14 protein-coding genes are annotated in these 15,408 nt (G+C 62.1%); 11 read left to right on the top strand and 3 right to left on the bottom strand.

Going from position 1 to position 15,408, the window contains the following annotated elements; translation table 11 throughout:
- Positions 1–39 precede the first annotated feature (39 nt).
- Positions 40–1,863: a glutamine--fructose-6-phosphate transaminase (isomerizing) gene (gene glmS, locus EOA13_RS23955; RefSeq protein WP_127296161.1), complete on the bottom strand. Its 1,824-nt coding sequence runs from the start codon at positions 1,861–1,863 to the stop codon at positions 40–42.
- Between the two features lie 223 nt (positions 1,864–2,086).
- Here glmS and EOA13_RS23950 point away from each other — a divergent pair, with 223 nt between their 5' ends.
- A complete protein-coding gene (locus EOA13_RS23950; protein ID WP_127296180.1) occupies positions 2,087–2,461 on the top strand; it encodes an ADP-ribosylation/crystallin J1 in 375 nt (124 codons plus the stop codon).
- A gap of 6 nt (positions 2,462–2,467) precedes the next feature.
- Here the strand turns inward: EOA13_RS23950 and glmU are convergent, their stop codons facing one another.
- Positions 2,468–3,835 carry a bifunctional UDP-N-acetylglucosamine diphosphorylase/glucosamine-1-phosphate N-acetyltransferase GlmU gene (gene glmU, locus EOA13_RS23945; RefSeq protein ID WP_127296160.1) on the bottom strand — a complete coding sequence of 456 codons (1,368 nt, stop codon included), beginning with the start codon at positions 3,833–3,835 and terminating at the stop codon, positions 2,468–2,470.
- 217 nt (positions 3,836–4,052) lie between these two features.
- On the opposite strand from glmU, the gene EOA13_RS23940 reads away from it, so the two are divergent.
- Positions 4,053–4,517: a hypothetical protein gene (locus tag EOA13_RS23940; protein ID WP_127296159.1), complete on the top strand. Its 465-nt coding sequence runs from the start codon at positions 4,053–4,055 to the stop codon at positions 4,515–4,517.
- 7 nt (positions 4,518–4,524) lie between these two features.
- On the opposite strand, the gene EOA13_RS23935 is transcribed toward EOA13_RS23940, so the two are convergent.
- On the bottom strand, positions 4,525–5,271 hold the full coding sequence (locus EOA13_RS23935; protein ID WP_127261089.1) for a cytochrome c biogenesis CcdA family protein: 747 nt from the start codon (positions 5,269–5,271) through the stop codon (positions 4,525–4,527).
- A 185-nt stretch (positions 5,272–5,456) separates the two neighbouring features.
- Here EOA13_RS23935 and EOA13_RS23930 point away from each other — a divergent pair, with 185 nt between their 5' ends.
- The 9 genes from EOA13_RS23930 (at position 5,457) to EOA13_RS23885 (ending at position 15,377) form a co-directional block, all read left to right on the top strand.
- Positions 5,457–5,834 carry a hypothetical protein gene (locus EOA13_RS23930; protein ID WP_127296158.1) on the top strand — a complete coding sequence of 126 codons (378 nt, stop codon included), beginning with the start codon at positions 5,457–5,459 and terminating at the stop codon, positions 5,832–5,834.
- Between the two features lie 359 nt (positions 5,835–6,193).
- The gene (gene topA, locus EOA13_RS23925) at positions 6,194–8,830 is read left to right on the top strand and encodes a type I DNA topoisomerase (protein ID WP_127296157.1); all 2,637 of its coding nucleotides are present in this window, start codon (positions 6,194–6,196) and stop codon (positions 8,828–8,830) included.
- A 6-nt stretch (positions 8,831–8,836) separates the two neighbouring features.
- Positions 8,837–11,155, top strand: coding sequence for a ribonuclease R (rnr, locus tag EOA13_RS23920; RefSeq protein ID WP_127296156.1), 2,319 nt, complete (start codon positions 8,837–8,839; stop codon positions 11,153–11,155).
- Between the two features lie 11 nt (positions 11,156–11,166).
- Positions 11,167–11,601 (top strand): DUF983 domain-containing protein, encoded by a 435-nt coding sequence (locus tag EOA13_RS23915; RefSeq protein ID WP_206535310.1) that lies wholly within the window; start codon positions 11,167–11,169, stop codon positions 11,599–11,601.
- Positions 11,602–11,687: 86 nt separating this feature from the next.
- Entirely contained in the window at positions 11,688–12,428 is a 741-nt protein-coding gene (locus tag EOA13_RS23910) for an NUDIX domain-containing protein (protein WP_127296154.1), read from the top strand.
- 78 nt (positions 12,429–12,506) lie between these two features.
- Complete coding sequence (locus EOA13_RS23905; RefSeq protein WP_023810543.1) at positions 12,507–13,685, top strand: MFS transporter; 1,179 nt, start codon at positions 12,507–12,509, stop codon at positions 13,683–13,685.
- Between the two features lie 111 nt (positions 13,686–13,796).
- On the top strand, positions 13,797–14,255 hold the full coding sequence (locus EOA13_RS23900; protein WP_127296153.1) for a hypothetical protein: 459 nt from the start codon (positions 13,797–13,799) through the stop codon (positions 14,253–14,255).
- Between the two features lie 153 nt (positions 14,256–14,408).
- The gene (gene rpmG, locus EOA13_RS23895) at positions 14,409–14,576 is read left to right on the top strand and encodes a 50S ribosomal protein L33 (RefSeq protein WP_006201775.1); all 168 of its coding nucleotides are present in this window, start codon (positions 14,409–14,411) and stop codon (positions 14,574–14,576) included.
- 591 nt (positions 14,577–15,167) lie between these two features.
- The gene (locus tag EOA13_RS23885) at positions 15,168–15,377 is read left to right on the top strand and encodes a hypothetical protein (RefSeq protein WP_013531922.1); all 210 of its coding nucleotides are present in this window, start codon (positions 15,168–15,170) and stop codon (positions 15,375–15,377) included.
- The last annotated feature ends 31 nt before the right edge of the window (positions 15,378–15,408 follow it).

Raw genomic sequence — 15,408 nt, 5'->3', positions numbered from 1 at the left:
TTCGCTCCCGCTCCGCCCGTGGATGACGAAGGATGAGGCCTACTCCACCGTCACCGATTTCGCCAGATTGCGCGGCTGGTCGACGTCGGTGCCCATAAAGACGGCGGTGAAATAGGCGAGCATCTGGATCGGCAGCGCGTAGATGATCGGCGAGATGATTTCCGGCACGTCCGGCAGCACGATCGTCTCCATCGTCTTGACGCTCGTCAGTGCCGCCCCCTTGCTGTCGGTGATCAGGATGATCTTGCCGCCGCGCGCCGCCACTTCCTGCATGTTCGACACGGTTTTTTCGAAAATGCGGTCGTGCGGCGCGATGACGATGACCGGCATGTTCTCGTCGATCAGTGCGATCGGGCCGTGCTTCAGTTCGCCGGCTGCATAGCCTTCGGCGTGGATATAGGAGATTTCCTTGAGCTTTAGCGCGCCTTCCATGGCCAGCGGGAAATTGGTGTCGCGGCCGAGATAGAGCACGTTCTTATAGTGAGCGAGGTCGCGCGCGGTCTTTTCGATCTGATGGTCGAGCTTCAGCACCTGATTGGCATAGCGCGGTGCTTCCGAAAGCTCGCGCACAAAGGTCTTTTCCTGCTCCTTCGAGATCGTACCGCGCGCCACGCCAGCCCGCACGGCAAGCGATGCCAGCACCGACAACTGGCAGGTGAACGCCTTGGTCGAGGCGACGCCGATTTCCGGCCCGGCGAGCGTCGGCAGCACGACGTCGGATTCGCGCGCCATGGTCGATTCCCGCACATTGACGACGGCGCCGATCTTCATCCCCGCCTTGCGGCAGTAGCGCAGCGAGGCCAGCGTGTCGGCGGTCTCGCCCGATTGCGAGATGAAGAAGGCGGCATCGTTCTTCGACAGCGGCATTTCGCGGTAACGGAATTCCGAAGCGACATCGATATCGACCGGTAGTCGCGCGTAGCGCTCGAACCAGTATTTGCCAATCAGGCCGGCGAGATAGGCGGTGCCGCAGGCCGAAATCGCCAGCCGGTCGATTTTGGCGAAATCGAAAGGCAGGTCGAGCGGCTTGGAGACGCCGCCGACAAAATCCAGATAATTCGCCAGCGTGTGCGAGATGACCTCGGGCTGTTCATGGATTTCCTTCTCCATGAAGTGGCGTCTATTGCCCTTGTCGACCATGAAACTGGTCGAGAGCGACTGCTGGCGCTTGCGGTCGACCTTTGTGCCGTCGATGTCGAAGATGGTGACGCCGTCGCGGCGCACCACCGCCCAGTCGCCATCTTCGAGATAGGTGATCGAATTGGTGAACGGGGCGAGCGCGATAGCGTCGGAGCCCAGAAACATCTCGCCATCGCCATGGCCGACGGCCAGAGGCGGCCCGTTGCGGGCGCCGACGATCAGGTCCTCGTCGCCTTTGAACATGATGGCCAGGGCGAAGGCGCCTTCTAGCCGCTTCAGCGCCTGGTGCGCGGCCTCGACCGGCTTCAGCCCCCTGGCGAGTTCGCGCGCCACCAGATGCGCCACGACCTCGGTGTCGGTCTGCGACGAAAAAGAATAGCCGTCGCGGACCAGTTCGTCGCGCAGTTCGGCGAAATTCTCGATGATGCCGTTGTGGACGATGGCGACGCCATCGGAAAAATGCGGATGCGCATTGGTTTCATTAGGCACGCCATGCGTCGCCCAGCGCGTGTGACCGATGCCGATCGTGCCATCGAGCGGCTCGTCCTTGAGCCGGCGCTCCAGGTTGATGAGCTTGCCTTCGGCGCGGCGGCGAGCGAGTTCGCCACGCTCGATGGTGGCGACGCCAGCCGAGTCATAGCCGCGGTACTCCAACCGCTTCAACGCATCGACGATGAGCGGCGCAACCTGCGAGTGGCCGACGATTCCAACGATACCGCACATGCAGAAAGCCCCCGATTCCCCGGAAAACCAGCGCTATTTTGGGATGGCCGGCCTGCCGTGGAAAGTCACATTGCATTTCGTCCCGTATAACGGAACGCTCATTCTGTCGATGCACCATGACAGGCCGCTCTTGCAATCCGGTTACTGCAATCGTTCGGTTTTTCAGGCTTCGGTTTTGAGACGATGGTTTTCACCAGAGAGATATTTCGCTAATAGCCCTGCCATGAGCGAGAGCAAGCCCACCGTAACCCTCTGGCGCCCTGTCGGCCCCAGGGAACTGAAACTGATCGAGGCCTCGGGGATGCAGGCGTTTCCGCCGCGCCTGCCCGAGCAGCCCATTTTCTATCCCGTGAGGACCGAAGCCTATGCGGTGCAGATCGCACGCGACTGGAACGTGCCGGCCAGCGGCTCGGGGTTCGTCACCCGGTTCGACGTTCTCAAGAGCTTTCTCGACCGCTACCGGGTCGAGCACGCTGGCAGCAAGGCGCATCTGGAATACTGGATTCCGGCCGAAGATCTCCCTGAATTCAACAAGGCGATCGTCGGCAAGATCGAAGTCACGGCCGCTTTCGGCAAGGACGCGAAGACTTCCGGCTAACGCCCGTTATCCAGCAGCCTTTTTCTTCGCCGCTGCCGCCGAAGCAAAGCGCTCGCGCAATTCCTTGCCCTTGCCTGGAATCGTCTTCTGGCGGGCGCGGCCGAAGGCCAGCGCGTCGTCGGGCACGCTTTCGGTGATCACGCTGCCCGAGGCGATGTAGCCGCCCTTGCCGATGGTGACAGGCGCCACCAGCGACGAATTGGAGCCAATGAACGCGCCCTCGCCGATGTCGGTGAAGAATTTCGAATAGCCGTCATAATTGCAGGTGATGGTGCCGGCGCCGATATTGGCACCCGCGCCGACGCGGGCATCGCCGATATAGGTCAGATGGTTGACCTTGGCGCCCTCTTCGATAACCGCCTGCTTGACCTCGCAGAAATTGCCGACCTTGGCCTTGTTCCGAAGATCCGCACCCGGCCGCAGCCGTGCGTACGGCCCGACATCGCAATTGGACGCAATGGTGGCGCCTTCGACATGGCTGAAGGCATGGATCTTGGCGCCCGTGGCGATCTTCACGCCCGGACCGAACCAGACATTGGGCTCGACGATCGTGTCAGTGCCGATCTCGGTGTCGTGCGAGAAGTACACGGTCTCCGGCGCGATCAGCGTCACGCCCGACAGCATTGCCTCATGGCGGCGGCGCGCCTGCCAGATGCCCTCGGCCTGCGCCAGTTCGGCGCGATTGTTGATGCCGAGCGCGCTCTCGAAGCTGGCTTCGGTGGCAACGACATCGAGGCCTCGCGCGCCGGCGATCTCGACAATGTCGGTTAGGTAGTACTCGCCCTTGGCATTCTTGTTGCCGACCTGATCGAGCAGCTTCAGCGCATGGGCGCCGGCTACCGCCATCATCCCGGCATTGCAGAAGCCGATTTTTTTCTCCTCCTCGGAGCAATCCTTTTCCTCGCGGATGGCGACCAGCTTGCCGTCCTTTTCGATCAGCCGGCCATAGCCCGTCGGGCTGGGAGGACGGAAGCCAACCACGACGACGGCAGCACCTTCAGCCAGTTTCAGCCGCGCCACCGTCAGCGCATCGGCGCCGATCAGCGGCGTGTCGCCAAACATTACGAGAATATCGTCATAACCCTTTGATATCGCTTCGCGCGCGGCCAGCACGGCATGCGCGGTGCCGAGGCGCTTGTCCTGCACGAAGGTCTCGGCCTTTGGAGCGAATTTCGCCGCCGCCTTGCGCATCTCTTCCGCGCCATGGCCAATCACCAACGCTTGGCTGCCGGCGCCGGCAGCTTCGGCCGCCCTCACCACATGGGCGACCATCGGCAGCCCGGCGATCTGGTGCAGCACCTTCGGCAGCGCACTCTTCATGCGCGTGCCTTCGCCGGCGGCGAGGATGACGGAAAGGCAGGATCTCTGGCTCATGGATGGACAACCATATGAAAAGGGTTGGGAATCAAAGCATGCTAGCAGTGGCGCCATGCTGCACCAATGCGGTTAAATTCCGGTGAGGTGGGAGCGGAGGCGTTCAGGATTCGATCCGCGTTGCCGTAGGCATCCGCGTCGCCCTAAGCAAAAGCAAAGCGATAGCCGGTGCTGTTAGATCATGTTAAATTTTCTAATCGTCTCGGGGATAATTCACATGTGGCCGTTTTCAAAAAAGCAGTCGAATATCTCGCGAGAAATTGTTTCGAGCGCCGACCAGAAAAATTCAAGGCTTGGTAGTGTAGAGAACTTTGCAAGGTATCTTGGCGTTGACATCACCCCCTACGGAGCAGGTGTCGCGCTACTGTCTCTCGAGAGCGGATACAGCGAAGCCGAAACAGCATCACATTTCGCGGTTGTAACTTTGGCTCGCGACATTCGGGAGGCAGGATTCGATATCGAAAAGATAGTGCGATTTGCGCCCATTGCCATGGCAACGCTTGAATGCCTGAAGGAGCTGAAAGATCGAGGATTAATGCGCGAAGAAATTTGGCAAGATGACACCACGGCGATTGGCAAGATCGCTTTTCCAAGTCCGGATACCCATTCTTGGACCGAGCGAGTTCTCAGCGATCCCACGGTAGCTCGTGACCGCGTTGCGGTGAGCCGCATCCAAATTTAGATCAAACCTACCCCAGCCGCCCCAGCACCGGAAAATTCTCCAGCAGCCAATACGACACCGTCTGCACGCCACCAGTGAGGAAAAACACCCCGGCGACGACCAGCAGCGCGCCGATCGCTTTTTCGACGCGGCCGAGATGGACGCGGAATTTGCCGAGGAAGCGCATGAAGGCGCCGGAAAACAGTGCGGCGATCAGGAATGGGATGCCCAGCCCGAGCGAATAGGCGGCGAGCAGCAGCGCGCCCTCGCCCACCGTTTCGCGGCCACCTGCCAGCGTCAGGATCGGCCCCAGCACCGGGCCGATGCAGGGCGTCCAGCCGAAGGCGAAAGCCAGCCCCATGACATAGGCGGCGACAGCACTCGCCGGTTTTCCCTGCGACTGGAAGCGCGCCTCGCGCGACAGCAGCGGAATGCGCAGGATGCCGAGGAAATTCAGGCCCATCAGGATGATCAGCACACCGGCGCCCATTGCCAGCGGTTCCTGCCAGACGCGCAGCAGCCGGCCGATGGTCGAGGCGCCGGCGCCGAGCGCGACAAAGACGGTCGAGAAGCCGAGCACGAAAGCGATCGAGGAATAGAGCAGTGCGCCGCGTGCGCCTTCACGCGCTGTCGCACCGGCATTGCCGCGGAAATCGTCGACCGACACGCCGGCCATATAACAGAGATAAGGCGGCACCAGCGGCAGCACGCAAGGCGACAGGAACGAGATAGCTCCCGCCCCGATCGCGCTGACATAGCCGATGTCCAATGCCATTTCCAAGAACTCCAATGCCGTGACGCCGATATAGCGACGCGCAGCCTTGTCCACCAATCACCATTGTGTTGGCAAGATCATCGCATTCCGGCGCACTTGCCAGGAAGAAACGACAGCCCGCAGGCGTTGATGCTGTGAGGCCGCGATTTCCCGCGCGTCTCCAGACATCAGTCAGGGAGATTTCCATGAAAACCATAACCGCAGGACTGGCAGCGCTTCTGCTCAGCACAGCCGCATCCTTCGCCGCCGACGCGTGGAAGGAAGCCGAGGTCAATGGCACCAAGATCTACACCGACGCCAATGGCATGACGCTTTACACCTATGACAAGGACGAGAAGGGCAAGACCAATTGCTACGACAAATGCGCCACCAACTGGCCGCCGCTGAAAGCCGAGGCCGGCGCCAAGGCGGACGACGAATGGAGCGTTGTCGATCGCACCGACGGCACCAAGATGTGGGCCTATGACGGCAAGCCGGTCTACACCTTCATCAAGGACAAAAAGGCCGGCGATGTGACCGGCGACGGCGTCGGCGACGTCTGGCATATCGTCAAGGCCGACTAAAAGTACTCAATACCCATTCCCGCCTGATGGCGGGACAAGGCTGGTCGCCGGGCATCCCTCAATGCAGCCGGCGGCCGGCGTCAACTAGCGTGTTACGACGTCGTTGGTGCCGGATTTCAGCGACTCGGCCGAAAAATGAAAACGGTCGTTTCCGCAGACTCGGGACGACTATCCCTCTTACCCAAAATTCTGTGATTTTCTCCATACACTCTAAGAGTGTATTGCTGGCGACCGCCGCGCAATTTGGGCGCTTCCCCTTGACCGGATGCAAAAGCGCGGCCATGTGAGCGACAAATAGAACGAGATTTCGTCGCGCGCAGCGGAATTCTTCTGCCGCACCACAGCTGATATGAGACCTCATGGACGTCGTCGTCGTCGAATCGCCGGCCAAGGCGAAGACAATCAACAAATACCTCGGCAAGAACTACAAGGTTCTGGCCTCGTTCGGCCATATCAGGGATTTGCCGGCCAAGGATGGCTCGGTGCGTCCGGATGAGGATTTCGCCATGTCCTGGGCGGTCGACACCGCCTCTGGCAAACGCCTCGCCGACATCGCCAAGGCGGTCAAGGATGCCGACGGCCTGATCCTCGCCACCGATCCGGATCGCGAAGGCGAGGCGATTTCCTGGCATGTGCTGGAAGTGCTGAAGCAGAAGCGTGCGCTGAAGGACAAGCCGGTCAGCCGCGTCGTCTTCAACGCCATCACCAAATCGTCGGTTCTGGAGGCGATGGCCAATCCGCGCCAGATCGATGCGCCGCTGGTCGATGCCTATCTCGCCCGCCGGGCGCTGGATTATCTCGTCGGCTTCACGCTGTCGCCGGTGCTGTGGCGCAAGCTGCCGGGCGCCCGCTCGGCCGGCCGCGTCCAGTCGGTTGCGTTGCGTCTCGTCTGCGACCGCGAATCCGAGATCGAGCGCTTCATCCGCGAGGAATACTGGCAGATCGCCGCCCTGCTGGGCACGCCGCGCAACGAGAATTTTGAAGCGCGGCTGACCGCCTTCGACCGCAAGAAGCTGCAAAAGCTCGACATTTCCAACAAGGCGCAGGCCGACGACATCAAGTCGATGCTTGATGGCGCAACCTTCAAGGCGGTGTCGGTGGAAGCCAAGCCGACCAAGCGCAATCCCGGCCCGCCTTTCACCACTTCGACCCTGCAGCAGGCCGCTTCGTCAGGTCTCGGCTTCTCGGCCAGCCGCACCATGCAGGTGGCGCAACGCCTCTATGAAGGCATGGAGATCGGCGGCGAGACCACAGGTCTCATCACCTATATGCGAACCGACGGCGTGCAGATGGCACCCGAGGCGATCGACGCCGCACGCGACGCCATTGCCAAGGAATTCGGCGCAAAATACCTGCCGGAAAAGCCGCGCCAATATACGGCCAAAGCCAAGAACGCCCAGGAAGCGCACGAAGCGATCCGCCCGACGGATTTCATGCGCACCCCGGCATCGGTCAGGCAATATCTCGATTCCGACCAGATGCGGCTCTATGAGTTGATCTGGAAGCGCGCCATCGCCAGCCAGATGCAGTCGGCCGAGATCGAGCGCACCACCGCCGAGATCGAAGCGGTCAACGGATCGCGCACCGCCGAGCTTCGCGCCGTCGGCTCGGTCGTTCGCTTCGACGGCTTCATTGCCGCCTACACCGACCAGAAGGACGACGATACGGAAGACGAGGAAAATCGTCGCCTGCCCGAAATCCGCGCCGGCGAGCAGCTTGCCCGCCAGGCGATCAACGCCACCCAGCACACCACCGAGCCGCCGCCGCGTTATTCGGAAGCTTCGCTAATCAAGAAGCTGGAAGAACTCGGCATCGGCCGGCCTTCCACATATACGGCGATCCTGAAGACGCTCGAAGACCGCGACTATGTCACCATCGACAAGCGCCGGCTGGTGCCGCAGGCCAAGGGCCGGCTGCTGTCGGCCTTCCTCGAAAGCTTCTTCAAGCGCTATGTCGAGTACGACTTCACGGCATCTCTGGAAGAGAAGCTCGACGAGATTTCCGACGGCAAGCTCGCCTGGAAGGACGTGCTGCGCGATTTCTGGAAGGATTTTTCCGGTGCCGTCGCCGACATCAAGGAACTGCGCGTCACCGACGTGCTGGACGCGCTGAATGAAGAGCTGGCGCCGCTGGTGTTCCCCGCGCGCGAAGACGGTTCGAACCCGCGCATCTGCCCGAAATGCGGCACCGGCAATCTGTCGCTGAAACTCGGCAAGTTCGGCGCCTTCGTCGGTTGCTCCAACTATCCCGAATGCTCCTTCACCCGCCAGCTCGGCGACGCCGCCAATCCGAATGGCGAGAATGGCGGCGGCGAGGACGGCACCAAGGTCATCGGCAAGGATCCCTACACGTCAGAGGAAATCACGCTGCGGAGCGGCCGCTTCGGCCCCTACCTGCAGCGCGGCGACGGCAAGGAAGCCAAGCGCTCCAGCCTGCCAAAGGGCTGGACGGCCGAGTCGATAGACCATGAGAAGGCGCTGGCGCTGCTGTCGCTACCCCGCGATGTCGGCCAGCATCCGGAAACGGCCAAGATGATCTCGGCCGGGCTCGGCCGCTACGGTCCGTTCGTGCTGCATGACGGCACCTATGCCAATCTCGAGAGCATCGAGGACGTGTTCTCGATCGGCCTCAACCGCGCCGTGTCGGTGATCGCCGAGAAGCAGTTGAAGGGCAAGGGTGGCCGCAATGGCGGCACTGCCGCTGCGCTCAAGGAACTTGGCGACCATCCCGATGGCGGCGGCAAGATCGTCGTGCGCGACGGCAAATACGGACCTTACGTGAATTTCGGCAAGGTCAACGCCACCCTGCCCAAGGGCAGGGATCCACAGTCGGTGACCATCGAGGACGCGCTGGCGCTGATTGCCGAGAAGGAAGCCAAGGGCGGCGGCGGCAAGAAGCCGTTCCGCAAGGCAGCAGCGGCCAAGGCCCCGGCAACCAAGAAAGTAGCCGCCAAGAAGCCGGCTGCGAAGAAGCCGGCCGCGAAGAAAAAAGGATAGGGCAGCGTGGCGCGCAAGATCACCGGCAGAACCCACGGCGATCCGCGCACCGCCGACACCAGGGCCAAGGTCAAGGACGACTACCGGCCGTCGCGTGACGAAATTCTGCGCTACATCGCCGAAAATCCCGATCGCGCCGGCAAACGCGACATCGCAAAGGCGTTCGCGCTGCGCGGCGACGACCGCATTTGGCTGAAGGACATTTTGCGCGACTTGCAGGACGAAGGCGTCCCTACCAAGGAGCGCAAGGGGTTGGCCCGCGTCGGCGCCCTGCCCCATGTCACGGTCCTCGATATTTTCGACCGTGATGCCGATGGCGTGCTCTTGGCGCGTCCTACCGAACACACGGCCAATGGGCCGCCGCCCATCGTTTCCATCCGCCTGTCGCGCAGTGGCGGTGGACCGGCGCCCGGCATTGGCGACCGCGTGCTGGCCAAGACCTTTCCGGCCGACGACACGAACGTCGCCCTGGGCGGCCCCGCCTACACCGGGCGGGTGGTGAAGATTTTCGAAAAACGTACCGATGCCGTGCTCGGTGTCTTTCGCATCTTGCAGGACGGCACCTTCCGCATCGAGCCGGTGGAACGGCGCCAGCCCGAACTGATCGTCGACAAGGAATTCCAGAACGGCGCCAAGAACGGCGACCTGGTGGAGGTCGAGCCGGCGCGGGCTTCCCGCTATGGGCTGCCGAGAGCCAAGGTGCTCAACGTGCTGGGTTCGCTGACCAGCGAAAAGGCGGTCTCGATGATCGCCATCCACGCGCATGACATTCCGCATATCTTCCCGGCCGACGTCATCGCAGAATCCGAAGCGGTCAAACCGGCGACGTTGGATCACCGCGAGGATTGGCGCGACCTGCCGCTGGTCACCATCGATCCGGCCGACGCCAAGGACCACGACGACGCCGTCTTCGCCACGCCGGATCTCGACGAGAAGAACCCGGGCGGCGTGGTAGCCACTGTCGCAATCGCCGACGTCGCCGCCTATGTGCGCTACGGCACGGCACTCGACCGCGAAGCGCTGAAGCGCGGCAATTCGGTGTATTTCCCGGATCGCGTCGTGCCGATGCTGCCCGAGCGCATCTCCAACGATCTCTGCTCGCTGCGCGAGGGCCAGGACCGGCCGGCATTGGCAGTGCGCATGGTTTTTTCGGCCGAGGGCCGCAAGCTCAGGCACTCCTTCCATCGCGTCATGATGAAGTCGGCGGCAAAGCTCGCCTACCAGCAGGCTCAGGCGGCGATCGACGGCGCGCTGGACGACAAGACAGGCCCGATCCTCAAAACCGTGCTGAAGCCACTGTGGGACGCCTATGCGATCCTGAAGCGCGGCCGCGATGGCCGCCAGCCGCTCGAACTCGACCTGCCGGAGCGCAAGATCGTGCTAAAGCCGGACGGCACCGTCGATCGCGTCATCGTGCCGGACCGGCTCGATGCCCACAAGCTCATCGAAGAATTCATGATCCAGGCCAATGTCGCGGCGGCCGAGACGCTGGAGGCGAAGAAGCAGGAGTTGGTCTACCGCGTCCATGACGCGCCATCGCTGGCCAAACAGGAATCGCTGCGCGAGTTCCTGCAGACATTGGGCCTGTCACTTGCGCGCGGCGCGCAGATGCAGCCAAGCCAGTTCAACGGAATTTTGGAGCGCGTGCGCGGCGCCGACAATGAAGGCCTGGTCAACGAAGTGGTTCTGCGCTCGCAGAGCCAAGCCGAATACTCGCCAAAGAACATCGGCCATTTCGGTCTCAATCTCCGCCGCTACGCCCATTTCACCTCACCGATCCGCCGCTATGCCGATTTGATCGTGCATCGCGGACTTATTGCCGCACTCGGATTGGGTTCGGGCGGGCTGACGCAGGACGAAGCGGCACGGCTCGAAGATGTCGCCGTGCTGATTTCCGGCACGGAACGCCGCGCAATGGCGGCCGAGCGGGACACGGTCGACCGTCTGATCGCCAGCTATCTCGCCGAACGCGTCGACGACCGGTTCGATGCCCGCATCTCCGGCGTCACCAAGTCAGGACTATTTGTCCAATTGCCGCAGTACGGCGCGGATGGTTTCATCCCGGTGTCAACTCTGGGTGGCGATTACTATATATACGACGAAACGGCCCGCTCCCTGTTCGGAGAACGCTCGGGCAAAGGCTATCAGCTCGCGGACCGCGTCGAGGTCCGGCTCATCGAGGTGGCGCCGATGGCCGGCGCGATGCGCTTCGAGATGTTGACCGACCCGAAGCCTCTGCCGGGCTCCAAGCGGTCGTTTCACAAGGCCAAGGGCCGCGCCCGCGCGTCGCAATCGCGACCGGGTTCGCGCGGCAGGAGACGATGATGACAACAGCCATGGAAGAACAGGTTTTCGGCGGAGAACATCAGTCGGGCCGGACCGCGCGCCCGCTGTGGACGGCGATGAAGCGCGGCCTGCTCGGCCGCTGCCCGCATTGCGGCGAAGGCAAGCTGTTTCGCGCTTTCACCAAGACCGTCGACACATGCAGTGTCTGCGGCGAGGAATTGCATCACCACCGGGCCGACGACCTGCCCGCCTATCTCGTCATCGTCATCGTCGGCCACATCGTGCTGGGCGCCTTCATGGGCGTTGAGGCGACGTCGACGCTGTCCACATGGCAGCACATCGCCATCTGGGTGCCGCTGACCATCCTTTTGTCGGTTGCGCTGCTGCAGCCGATCAAGGGTGCCGTCATCGGACTGCAATGGGCCTTCTATATGCACGGCTTCGGCGGCGAGCACGACGTGATCGAGCCGCATCCCGGAGCCTAGGCCGCAGCCAAGAATGCTGCCTGGTGCAACATACCGACCGTGAAAGGCCACTTTCGCTTGCCAGAAGTTTCCGCTAGGTCCTGCGCATGGACGGTATGACCAAGGCGGAAGTCGACAGGATCGAGCGGAGCATGATCGCTCATAGCGACCGGCCAATCCGCCCGCGCGACGCGGCAACCCTCATCCTGCTCGACCGCAAGGACGATGATGTGCTGGTTCTGATGGGTCGCCGTCATGCCGGCCACGCCTTCATGCCGGGCAAGTTCGTCTTTCCCGGCGGCCGCACCGATCCGGCCGACAGCCGCATACCGGTCGTCGCCGCCTTGCACCCGGAGCAGGAAGCCAGGCTGATCGCCGGGCCAGGCCGCACAAGCGCCGCACGAGCCCGCGCCATCGCCCTGTCCGCCATCCGCGAAACCTATGAGGAAGCCGGGCTGCTGATCGGCCGCAAGGGTGCTTTCGCAACCCTCAGGCCCGATTGGCAAGGCTTTGCCGAACACGGCGTGCAACCCTCTCTCGACATGCTGCGCTTCGTTGCGCGCGCCATCACGCCGCCCAACCGGGTGCGCCGCTTCGACACCCGCTTTTTCAGCGCCTGGCGTGACGACGTCGCCGTCGAACTGCCCGGTGGCGGTCCCACCAACGAGCTCGAAGAGCTGGTCTGGCTGCCGCTCGCCAAGGCCAAGGAAGCCGACATACCCGACATCACCCGAATGATCCTGGACGAGCTGGAAAAGCGCCTCGCCCATGATCCACTGTTGCGTCCAGGCGGTCCCGTGCCCTTCTACCGGCTTGTCCGCAGCCGCTTCATCCGCGAACTTCTCTAGAGCAATTCCAGGAAAAGTGTGACGCGGTTTTCCGTCCGGAATTGCGTAAGATCAAACAGACAGAGTATTCAGCATCCCATGACGGTCGATACCCAACCACAGGGCGACGAACGCGTACACTGGCTGCCGATGGTGGCGGCGATCTCGTCGATCAGCGTCGTCGGCATCGCCATCGGCCTTGGCATGCCATTGCTCAGCGTCATCCTCGAAACGCGCGGCCACTCGGCTTCGATGATCGGCCTCAACACCGCCGTCGCCGGCCTCGCCTCGATCGCCGGTGCGCCGCTGGCGACCCCGCTCGCCATGCGCTTCGGCGTTGCCTGGACAATGATCGCCATGATCGCCGCCGGCGCGCTGGCCTTTGTCGGCTTCCATTTCGCACCCGATTTCTGGATGTGGTTTCCACTGCGCATCGTGCTGCACATTGCGCTGACGGTGCTGTTCATCCTGTCCGAATTCTGGATCAGCACCTCGGCGCCGCCGCACCGGCGCGGCCTTGTCCTCGGCATCTACGCCACTGTCCTGTCGCTCGGCTTTGCCGCGGGACCGTGGCTGTTCGCTCATCTCGGCAGTTCCGGCTTCAGGCCGTTCGGCGTCATCATTGCGTTGGTGACGCTGGCGGCCATACCCGTGCTGGCAGCACGCAACGAGAGCCCGTCGATCGCCTCGGATGGTGAAACCAGCAATTTTCTGCGCTATATCTGGCTGGTGCCGTCGGCGACCGCTGCCGTGCTGGTGTTCGGCGCGGTGGAAACCGGCGGCTTTGCGCTGTTCCCGATCTACGGCAGCCGAATCGGCTACTCCGAAGCCGATGCAGCCCTTCTGCTGACCATGATCGGCCTCGGCAATGTGTTGTTGCAGATCCCGATCGGCATGATCAGCGACCGCGTCAGCGATCGCCGCTACCTGCTGATTGCCTGCGCCACGGTCGGTCTTATCGGCACCGTCTTTATGCCCTTCTTCGCCCAGAACTGGCATTTGATGGCCGCGCTTCTGTTTGTCTGGGGCGGTGTCGTCGCTGCCATGTACACGATCGGCCTTGCCCATCTCGGCTCGCAGCTTTCCGGCCATGAACTGGCGTCGGCCAACGCCGCCTTCGTGCTGTGCTACGGCGTCGGCATGGTGCTCGGCCCGCAGGCGATCGGCATCGGCATGGATGCGTTCGGCCCGTCCGGCTTCGGCTGGTCGCTCGGCCTGTTCTTCGCCGCCTATATCGCTTTGGTCGCCGTCAGGTTGGTTCGCAAGATCCTGCTGTAGCGCGACCGCGGCCAGCCATGCATTTGGCACGGCACGTTGACAGGCTGCTGACAGAACCGTGTCAGGAGCACAGGGCTAAAAAGGCGTCCCAAAACACTTGAGGACACTTCCATGATCGACAGCGGCTTTGAAACCACATCGCTACGAATGACACTGCTTCTGCTCGTAACGTTTCAGGCTCCGGCCGCCGACGTCGACCGCATCATGGATGCCGTGGTGGCGATTGCGCCGCTGGCCATGGGCAAATACGACCGCAATGCCTATCAGTCGGCGCACGGCATCGAACGCTACAGGCCGCTTGACGGTGCGGCCGCCGGCGCCGAAACCGAATTGAGACGGCGGCCCGGCACGGTCGAGGTTTCCTTCGAACTGCCGGACAATCAGGCGCTGGCCGCTCGTGTCGTTGAGGCGATTTTCCAAGCACATTCCTATCAGGAACCAGTGATCCGCATTCAACCGATTCTCGCCAGCCGTTCCAAGGGGCTGGACGACCGCGCCAATCCGAATCGCTGGTGGAACACGACCGGAGACTGGAAGAAGGTTGCTGCACCGGCGACAGAAACCGCATGATTTCCGTTCACCAGCAGGCTCAGGCGGATCGCACGAGGCTTGCCGGGCTTGACTTTCCGGGCGCGTTCTTTATGTGTCGCGCCAAGTTTCCCGCGTCCGGGTGTTTCCCCGTGCTCCAGCGGCCAAAACCCCACGAACAAACGGACTGATATCATGGCCAAAGCCGCAAACATCAAGATCAAGCTTCTGTCGACCGCCGACACCGGTTTCTTCTACGTGACCAGCAAGAACAGCCGCACCAAGACCGACAAGCTGTCGTTCCGCAAGTACGACCCGGTCGCCAAGAAGCACGTCGAATTCAAGGAAACCAAGATCAAGTAATCTGGGTTTCCCGCTGCAATGCCGAAACGCCGCCCAATGGGCGGCGTTTTTCGTTTGTAGCCAATTGATTTCGTTGCATCCGAGCAGGACTCCAGCCAAAGGATTGACCCTTCGCCATGGTTGCGGCACCCTTGGCCCTGGGTTGGGTGTCACGAACAAGGCGCCTATGGATGTCGAAGAAGTTGAAAGCTGCAATCATTGCAGCCCTTGTCGCTCTGGCTGCTGGCTTCGCCGTCAGCAACGGGCTGATAAGCCAGCAGACGGCCGACGAGATCAAGGCCCGGACTGACCAGGTTCTGACTGAAGAAGAGGCCGCACAGCCTGCGCCTCAGCCTGACAGCCCCGCCCCACCTTCCACGGAACCCGCACCGCAGGCTCCGACCCCTCCCGCCGCGGCACCGCAAGGATCACAACCGGGTCAATGAAGAAGCCCCGCCAGAATGGGTTCCTCTCGTGCGATCGCGCCATCACCATACCTGCTGAGTGTATCGTTTTAATACAATCGCCGATTGGTAGACTTGCACCACGGATAGGCAGTTAGTTTCAGCGTCAGGCAAAAAGGGGGGAAATGCCTCGCACTGGGAGAAAACGATGTCCGTACAAAAAGGCGACTTTCGAACCAACAGAGCCGACTACGTGATTGCCGCGATGCATGGCGGAGTGACCGCCGAAGACAGCGTTCGAGACGAGAACCTGGCAAGGAGAAAGAAGTCCCTGTGGCTGAAGGAGCGGCGATCGGCCAAGTCGGCTGAGAACCCGTTGGACAGCTCGCCGCTGTCTAAAAGAAGCCCTCGCGGTTAGCGATTTACAATCACCTTCCGCGATCACACCA

The sequence above is a fragment of the Mesorhizobium sp. M7A.F.Ca.US.011.01.1.1 genome (genome assembly GCF_003998295.1).
Taxonomy (GTDB): Bacteria; Pseudomonadota; Alphaproteobacteria; order Rhizobiales; family Rhizobiaceae; genus Mesorhizobium.
This window is presented reverse-complemented; position numbering and strand designations above follow the sequence as displayed.